The 8,196-nt window shown below is 43.2% G+C and carries 10 protein-coding genes and 3 tRNA genes; 9 read left to right on the top strand and 4 right to left on the bottom strand.

Annotated features, from left to right (window positions below; all coding sequences use genetic code 11):
* Positions 1 to 3: 3 nt before the first annotated feature.
* The 7 genes from VXQ92_RS12720 (at position 4) to panD (ending at position 2,850) form a co-directional block, all read left to right on the top strand.
* Positions 4 to 78 (top strand) — tRNA-Gln (locus VXQ92_RS12720).
* Between the two features lie 19 nt (positions 79 to 97).
* Positions 98 to 172, top strand: a tRNA-Gln gene (locus tag VXQ92_RS12715).
* 92 nt (positions 173 to 264) lie between these two features.
* A tRNA-Gln gene (locus tag VXQ92_RS12710) sits at positions 265 to 339 on the top strand.
* A 36-nt stretch (positions 340 to 375) separates the two neighbouring features.
* Positions 376 to 1,329, top strand: coding sequence for a ribose-phosphate pyrophosphokinase (locus VXQ92_RS12705; protein WP_064096350.1), 954 nt, complete (start codon positions 376 to 378; stop codon positions 1,327 to 1,329).
* Between the two features lie 98 nt (positions 1,330 to 1,427).
* Positions 1,428 to 1,724, top strand: coding sequence for a 50S ribosomal protein L25 (gene rplY, locus VXQ92_RS12700; RefSeq protein WP_004645781.1), 297 nt, complete (start codon positions 1,428 to 1,430; stop codon positions 1,722 to 1,724).
* 19 nt (positions 1,725 to 1,743) lie between these two features.
* On the top strand, positions 1,744 to 2,325 hold the full coding sequence (gene pth, locus VXQ92_RS12695; RefSeq protein ID WP_416681978.1) for an aminoacyl-tRNA hydrolase: 582 nt from the start codon (positions 1,744 to 1,746) through the stop codon (positions 2,323 to 2,325).
* 144 nt (positions 2,326 to 2,469) lie between these two features.
* Positions 2,470 to 2,850 (top strand): aspartate 1-decarboxylase, encoded by a 381-nt coding sequence (panD, locus tag VXQ92_RS12690; RefSeq protein ID WP_008307603.1) that lies wholly within the window; start codon positions 2,470 to 2,472, stop codon positions 2,848 to 2,850.
* Positions 2,851 to 2,916: 66 nt separating this feature from the next.
* On the opposite strand, the gene VXQ92_RS12685 is transcribed toward panD, so the two are convergent.
* The 4 genes from VXQ92_RS12685 to VXQ92_RS12670 form a co-directional block, all read right to left on the bottom strand.
* Positions 2,917 to 3,483, bottom strand: a complete 567-nt coding sequence (locus VXQ92_RS12685; protein ID WP_416681976.1) for a GDYXXLXY domain-containing protein — start codon at positions 3,481 to 3,483, stop codon at positions 2,917 to 2,919.
* On the bottom strand, positions 3,480 to 5,273 hold the full coding sequence (locus tag VXQ92_RS12680; RefSeq protein ID WP_416681974.1) for a DUF2157 domain-containing protein: 1,794 nt from the start codon (positions 5,271 to 5,273) through the stop codon (positions 3,480 to 3,482). The genes VXQ92_RS12685 and VXQ92_RS12680 overlap by 4 nt, the downstream gene beginning before the upstream one ends.
* A gap of 114 nt (positions 5,274 to 5,387) precedes the next feature.
* Positions 5,388 to 5,999, bottom strand: a complete 612-nt coding sequence (locus VXQ92_RS12675) for a LysE family translocator (protein ID WP_416681973.1) — start codon at positions 5,997 to 5,999, stop codon at positions 5,388 to 5,390.
* 45 nt (positions 6,000 to 6,044) lie between these two features.
* On the bottom strand, positions 6,045 to 6,530 hold the full coding sequence (locus tag VXQ92_RS12670; protein WP_416681971.1) for a DUF1289 domain-containing protein: 486 nt from the start codon (positions 6,528 to 6,530) through the stop codon (positions 6,045 to 6,047).
* A gap of 188 nt (positions 6,531 to 6,718) precedes the next feature.
* Here VXQ92_RS12670 and VXQ92_RS12665 point away from each other — a divergent pair, with 188 nt between their 5' ends.
* Together VXQ92_RS12665 and VXQ92_RS12660 are read left to right on the top strand one after the other, a co-directional pair.
* Complete coding sequence (locus VXQ92_RS12665; RefSeq protein ID WP_005265894.1) at positions 6,719 to 7,651, top strand: rhodanese-related sulfurtransferase; 933 nt, start codon at positions 6,719 to 6,721, stop codon at positions 7,649 to 7,651.
* A gap of 207 nt (positions 7,652 to 7,858) precedes the next feature.
* Positions 7,859 to 8,137 (top strand): hypothetical protein, encoded by a 279-nt coding sequence (locus VXQ92_RS12660; RefSeq protein WP_064096355.1) that lies wholly within the window; start codon positions 7,859 to 7,861, stop codon positions 8,135 to 8,137.
* The last annotated feature ends 59 nt before the right edge of the window (positions 8,138 to 8,196 follow it).

Genomic DNA, 8,196 nt, shown 5'->3' with positions numbered 1-8,196 from the left:
ATTAGGGGTATCGCCAAGTGGTAAGGCACCGGGTTTTGATCTCGGCATCCGTTGGTTCGAATCCAGCTACCCCTGCCATCTTACAGTTCATCAATTTAGGGGCGTCGCCAAGTGGTAAGGCACCGGGTTTTGATCTCGGCATCCGTTGGTTCGAATCCAGCCGCCCCTGCCATTTTCTCGAAAAAAGACAGAGCACTCATTTGCTGTAAGACTGTTAATTTACCTTGACACTTTACCGCAAAAATATTAAAGTTCTGCCGCATTAGGGGTATCGCCAAGTGGTAAGGCACCGGGTTTTGATCTCGGCATCCGTTGGTTCGAATCCAGCTACCCCTGCCATCTATTCCCATATATCCCAACCGCCAAGGGTGCTTCATGCCCAATCTTGTCGTTTTTAGTGGATCTGCGCATCCACAATTCGCTCAAAAAGTCGTAAGTCACTTACATATTCCTCTAGGCGCTGCCTCTGTAGGTCAGTTCTCTGACGGTGAAATTGCTGTCGAGATTACTGAAAACGTTCGTGGTAAAGACGTATTTATCGTACAGCCTACTTGTGCCCCAACCAATGATAACCTGATGGAAATCCTGGTGATGGCTGATGCTTTGCGTCGTGCAAGTGCTGGTCGTATTACTGCCGTGATTCCTTATTTTGGTTATGCTCGTCAAGACCGTCGTCCACGTTCAAGCCGTGTGCCAATTACCGCTAAAGTCGTTGCAGACATGCTGACTACTGTCGGGATTGACCGCGTTGTGATGATCGACTTGCACGCTGACCAGATCCAAGGCTTCTTCGATATCCCTGTAGACAACATCTACGGTACTCCTGCGCTTTTAGCTGATCTTCGTCAGCAATCGCATCACAACCTGATGGTGGTTTCACCTGACGTGGGTGGTGTAGTGCGCGCACGTGCTGTTGCGAAACAAATGGGTGATATCGATCTTGCAATCATCGATAAACGTCGTCAAAAAGCGAATGAATCACAAGTGATGCATTTGATTGGTGATGTTAAAGATCGTGATTGTGTCATTGTTGATGACATGGTAGATACGGCTGGTACGCTATGCAAAGCTGCTGATGCATTGAAAACCTTCGGTGCTCGCAAGGTGGTTGCATATGCAACACATCCAGTACTTTCTGGTAAAGCACTTGAAAACTTAAAGAATTCTGTAATTGATGAACTGGTTGTGACTGATACCATTCCTCTTTCAGATGAAGCTTTAGCACTGGGTAAGATTCGCCAGGTTTCAGTAGCCAGCATGGTTGCCGAAACAATTCGTCGTATCAACAACGAAGAATCTATTAGCGCAATGTTCGATTCTTATCTATAATAGAGCGCTGAATTTTCAAAGCCCTGCCATTTGGTAGGGCTTTTACTCACCAGACTGGTCGCAAGTCTGGTTCATTTAACTTAAATAGGATGTCTATCATGGCAAACTTCGTATTAAACGCAGCAGCACGTGAAGAAGCAGTTCAAGGGAAAGGTGCGAGCCGCCGCCTTCGTCTTCAAGCTAAAGTTCCTGCAATCATCTACGGTGGTGAAGCTGCTCCTGTAGCAATTACTGTTGAGCTTCGTCAGCTTGTTAAATTCTTAGAAAACAATTCATTCTTTGAAGAAGTTATCGAAATTGATGTAGACGGCAAAGTTGAAAGCGTGAAAATCCAAGCGTTACAACGTCACCCAGCTAAAAACACACCAATGCACGCTGACTTCAAACGCGCATAAGTGTTAATGGTGTAAATTAGTGTCAAATATTTCACTGATTGTAGGTTTGGGTAACCCAGGTTCTGAGTATGCCCAAACCCGCCATAATGCAGGCTTCTGGTTCGTAGAACGCCTTGCAGACCAATATGGCATTACCCTCAAAAAAGACCCAAAATTCAATGGATTTAGCGGTCGTGGCAATATTGAAGGTCAAGACGTCCGTCTCCTTCTCCCAACAACCTTTATGAATCTTTCCGGTAAAAGTGTTGTTCCTTTCGCCAAATTCTACAATATCGCACCTGAATCGATCCTGATTGCCCATGATGAACTGGATATGAATCCTGGCATCATTCGCCTGAAAACTGGCGGTGGTCACGGGGGTCATAATGGTCTACGCGATATCGTGCCGCATATCGGTCCAAACTTCCATCGCCTTCGCATTGGCATTGGTCATCCTGGTGCCAAAGACCGTGTTTCCGGTCATGTGCTCAGTAAAGCGCCTAGCAGCGAACAGAGTTTAATGGATGATGCGATTTCCCATGCCCTCGCCCGTACAAAAATGCTGGTGAACGGTGAAGTACAGCAAGCCATGAATCAAATCAACGCATATAAGCCGAACTGAACATTCAAAAATTGCTGGACAATTCCGCTTGCCAGAAAGTTTATTTAAGCGCAAAATGCGTTTGCTCGATTGTTCACCATACAGCAAGCAAGATTGATTTAACCAAATGATCAAACTCTTAGGTCAACTCAGGGGACGCTAGCCATGCTATCTCGTTTATTAAAATGCAAAATTCACCGCGCTCACGTTACACATGCAGAACTACATTATGAAGGTTCATGTGCAATTGATGGCGTTTTGATGGATTTGGCTGGCATTCGTGAATACGAAGAAATTCATGTGTGGAACGTGACCAATGGTAAACGTTTTGCAACTTATGCAATTCGTGGCGAAGACAATTCAGGCATCATTTCAGTGAATGGTGGTGCTGCGCATCAGGCTGATGTTGGTGATATCGTCATTATTGCTACGTTCGGTGATTTCACTGAAGCTGAAGCAAATGCTCACAAGCCACGCTTAGTCTATGCAAATCCAGACAATACCGTGAATCACACAGCAAACTGCATTCCGGTACAAGTTGCCTGAGGTTTTAGATAAGATTCTAAAAAGTCCGCGAAAAGCGGACTTTTTTATGGACGAATAAAAATAGAATTAACTCCCCTGCCACCAGTTTTTACGGCTTTCACAAGTTAAGGATTTAAGCTGATCATCAACCAGATCTGCCAGCAAAGCCTTGCCATCAGCTTGTACTTTTAATTCGGCAAATTTGGCATTGCGATAACAAGGCTCAAGGCCTTCGGCAAACATAAAACTGTTGGCAGCCGGATAAAGCCCGTCAAATGTATTGCGCGGATTTTTCAGAACTAATCGGGCTAAATTTTTAGACTGATCCAGCTCAGTTCGATTAAAACTGGTTTTAATAACTCTGCGCTGCCGATCCAGCTGTACATAGCTCATCACATGCGATTGATTGTTAAAATCCTTGATACTGATTTCAGGTACAGGCTGTTGTGTAGCATCTTCAGGTGCTGTCGCACTAAAGTGCAGATTATAGTTCAAAGCCATATAATCCCCCTGCAGAATTGATCGCGGATCCACAGGAGCCAGCTCTACATAAATACTCTGGCTATGCCTTAAATGCCATTCATGTTGCAGAATCAACCCACAAAATAAGGCGATGCTAAAAATAGCCAAATGCAAAGGAAGAAACTTTTTCATATTGTCTCTCCTTGAGCATGTTGTGATTTTGGCTGTTTTAAAATATGGGCCAGCCCCAAGACTAATATTCCTGAGGCAAAAATGCTGATGCTTTTAAACAGGAAACTTAAACCCAGATTATAATACAGCATCCATAACCAGAAGATCAGCAGCAAGATGGATAAGGCCTGAATCAAAGACTGCCGATAGGCAATTGCCCAAGCCATCAACATCAAAATAACCAGAATCTCAAAATAGCCGAGCCAGATCAGGATTGTGCCCAAGACTGGAATCAGCCATAAATCATGCCGAGTAAATTGATGTCGCTGCACAAGTATAAAGCTGAATAACCAGATTATTGGCAGAATATAGAAGACCATGACATTTTCAGCACCCTGTTCAGTTATCTGCCGATGATCCAAGTGGAATAGAGTTTGAAACACTGCCATGACTGCCAGTACGCAAATGCTCCATAACTGGATACTTCGGCTATAGTGAGACTGCAACCAGTACCCAGCAGTGAGCAAAACCACAATCAGAACCAGCCAGTTGATTGACATGGCAATGGTCATCAGATGATCATTATGAAGCACTGAATATAAAGCTATAATGGTCAGAACATGTGTCAATAGTAATTGCAGAAAGACGATCCACCAGTGCATGCGGCTTAAGATCGTGACTAACATGATTCCCAGCTGAATCAGCCAGATCAGCGGCCAACTTTCCGTTAGTAATTCGCCATGAATCAGGATAGCCGCCTGGCCACATACCCATAGACAATATGCAAACTGGCGCAGAAAAATAGAATTTTTGACACGAATCAGCCACCATGCAACCCCAATGAAGATAATCCCCATAAAAATGGAAAAACTTTCCCAATAAGTCAGCAGTAGAACTGCCAAGATCACGCCGGCAATCCAGGCACCTAATGCCATTGGGATGACAGAAAATTTGCTCTTAGGTAACAGTTTCATCAGCACAGTACTGATTCCTGCAAACCAGCCGAAAATGAGAATCGCCAGCACAAGTAAACTCAAGGCCGACTCTTGCAGGTATTGCTGGGTCAGATCAAAAATCAAAATACTAAAACTCAGTGCCATTCCTGCAACGAGTAAGCTGGTTTCGAGCTGTTGCTTTCGGGTATAGAAATAAACACTGAATAAAATCGGCAGAACCAGTACCGAGCTCAAATACCAGATCGAATCCGAGTCGATAAACCGGAACATACTCAATATTGAAATGAATACAATAAGCAGAATAAACAGATAACGTAAGACCGGATAATAGCGCAGAGCAAAGAGAAAGCTTAATCCTGTAAAAATATTCAACATCAAAAAATAAGCTGTTTCAGCACGTATCAGCCAAAAGCTTTGTTTGAAATAAAAATACAGCGCCAGCTGGCTCACCAGACAAAATAAGACAAATACACCAATATTAGGCCGATACAACCAAGGCAATAGCAACACAGCCCAAAGTAGAAATAACTGATAGCTGTCAGCACCCGTCTGATAAATCTGTCCAATGACAGCCAGACTCAGCCCCAGCATCAGAGCAGAAACAGCATCCAGACTTTGCCGCAAGACAGCCTGGGTATCCAAGCGTATACTCAGTATCGCTGAAGCAAGCAGTAAAATCTGAGGAATAAACAGCTGCACAAATTTCGGCAACATCCACCAGTTTGCTGCCAGCAGATATATGATACTGATGGCGATTAGCGCAATGCCAATGATCTGCAGGTATTGAATGACAACAGGTTGAATGAATAACAACGGTGAAAATGGATTGTCTGACTTATGCAATATTTTAGACATTCTAATCTGTGCACTTTTTATTTGATTTTACCTTAACATGATTTTTGGCGGTAATTCCAGCCTAGGCCATAGAACCTGTCTTATCATTCTGTGTATCAATCTTAATTTTTTTAATTAAATAAGAACCTGATATATCCCATAAACGGCAATAATGATCAGGACCATACCGCACAATGCCAGCAAGTGTGGATATAGACGAGAGTGACGCAAACGGTTAAAGCCCAAATAAACCAAAGATAAAGTCATAAAATCCAGTACGATCCAGCTCAGGGTTAGAATTATTAAACTTAAATCCAGAGTGGGTGTAATCCCGATAAATTGTGGGAAAAAAGCCGCAAAGAAAATAATGTCTTTCGGATTAGAAATTCCGACCAGAAAACCTTGCTGAAAGCCGCCACGTACCGGAGATAACTTTTCTTGAGTTACCTCTGCTTGCTCAAAGAAAACCTCCCAGAATATCTGCAGCCCCAGATAGCCGATATAGAGACAACCCAGCAGCTTGATGGCATCTAGCCATTGCGCATTGATAACCAGCAAACCTTTCAAACTTAATATAGATAAAGCAATTAAAACCAGAGAGGCGAAATTGGTGCCAAAAATAGTTTTTAAAGCCGCAGCATAGCCACCTTTTAATCCTGCGCTGGCAACCAGTAGCATCACTGGTCCCGGTGTGGCAATCATCAGGACGACGGCCAGACAATACAGGATATATTCACTGATATTCACGCCATTCCCTCAGCTGTTATTATTTTGCCGCATAAAAAAGAGGACTTAGTCCTCCTCTTGCATATGCATCAGATGTTGACTGATGCCGTCTGCCCGTAGAAAAGCCAGATCATAGCTGGCGGTAGCCAACGCCAAAATACGGCGTTCGAACTCATCCCAAAGTGGGCGCACCTGCTTATAATGAATACCCAATCCACTATCGTCAGTAAAATGCCGGTTTTTCTCACACAGCTTTAACGCGTGATACAGTTTGCGCCCTTTGGAAGCATCCTTACGCAAACGTACCCGTTTTGAGAGCACAAAGGCCTGTACCCTGGCAAGATCGGCATGCGGCAACAGTGGTACCAGAATCTGGTCCAGTTGCACATCCAGACGCTGCCACACGGCACGATGCTGCTCGGCACTATAAGTATTCCAGTGAATCACTTCATGATTAAAACGGCGACAACCACGACATACCGCATCACCAAATACGGTCGAGCAACGCCCTGCACATGGGGTTAATGACGCAATACGACGATCTGAACTCAAAACATACTCCAAAGATACTGCAACTTTCAGTATCTGCATTACTTCACAAAATCCTGGGTCGGGCATGACTATACACGCTCTCCTCCCTGAATTGAAGCCTGCTAAAAGACTCGTGTTTTACTCGCTTATTCACTCGAATCAAGCTAAAATGTGCGCCTTTCAAATATCATGCTACGTTGGAGTATTCCATGAACGCTACTGTAGAACAGCTTGCACCTGTAGAACAGCAAGCGACGACTGGTTGGGTTGTTGCCGCACTTTATCAATTCAAAGAAGTTCAAGATCCTGCCGATCTTCAGCAACGTCTTTTGGACCTGGTAAAATCCATCAACCTTTGCGGTACTCTAATTGTGGCAGGTGAAGGCATCAACGGTACAGTTGCAGGCGACCGTGCATCGATTGATCAAATTCACCAGTTCCTTCTAAATGAAGGTTTTAACGAAATGGAATACAAAGAATCTGACAGTTCTGAAAAGCCATTCCGTAAAATGAAAATTAAATTAAAAAAAGAAATCGTGACTTTGGGTGTGGAAGTGAAACCGCGTGATCTGGTGGGCCACTATCTTGATCCGAAAGAATGGAATGAGCTGATTGCACGTGATGACGTGATTCTAGTTGATACCCGTAACGATTACGAATACAAGGCAGGGACTTTCAAAGGTGCGATTGATCCGAAAACTGAAAGCTTCCGCGAATTCCCTGAATATGTGAAAAATAATCTGGAACAGCACAAAGACAAGAAAATTGCCATGTTCTGTACTGGTGGTATTCGTTGTGAAAAATCTACTTCACTTCTACTGCAAGAAGGCTTTACAGAAGTGTATCACCTGAAAGGTGGCATTCTAAAATACCTGGAAGAAACCCCGGCTGAAGAAAGCATGTGGGAAGGTGAATGCTTCGTTTTTGACGGGCGTACTGCTGTAACACATGGTGTTGAAGAAGGTCAAAATACCAAATGTCATGCTTGTGGCTGGCCTTTACTTCCAGAAGAAGTGGCCTTACCAAGTTATGAACATGGCGTCTCTTGTGTGTACTGTATTGATAAGACCACGGAGAAACAAAAAGAGGGTTTCCGTATGCGTCAGTCACAAATTTTAGCGGCGAAACGTAAACGTCTTTAATTCTATCTTTTGTAATAAAATCATATAAAAACCCTCTTCGGAGGGTTTTTTGTTTACATAAAAATTACAACTGTAATAAAACTCTTACCAATCCTTTACCAAGAACCTCATTTTTTTTCAAACAAGATTGTTAGTCTAATGATACGGTGATTTACATGCTAAGTCTTTCATTATTAACTGAAATTTTTAAATGAAAAGGAATATAAAATGCCAGGCTCACTTGCTCAAGATTCAGAAAATCTGGTTCATTTCCAACCTCAAGAAAATATAAAGCTGCAACGACTTCATCAAATTACTGAGGAGCTTGAACATCAGTCACATTTATTTGTCGTTATTCTGGGAACGGTTATTGGCGCGATTTTGGCGCTGTTCATTGGTTACCATATCAATACCGGTATCATACATTTTATCCTGCTGAGTATTTTGCCGGTGTGCTTGGCCTATTTCTTACGTAAAGTTTATATTTATACGCTGACGCATAGCTGATTCTGTCTGAGCATTTATATTCCAAGACTTTACCGCACCAAAAATACTGCTTAGGATAC

Source organism: Acinetobacter sp. 228 (assembly GCF_048147885.1).
This window is presented reverse-complemented; position numbering and strand designations above follow the sequence as displayed.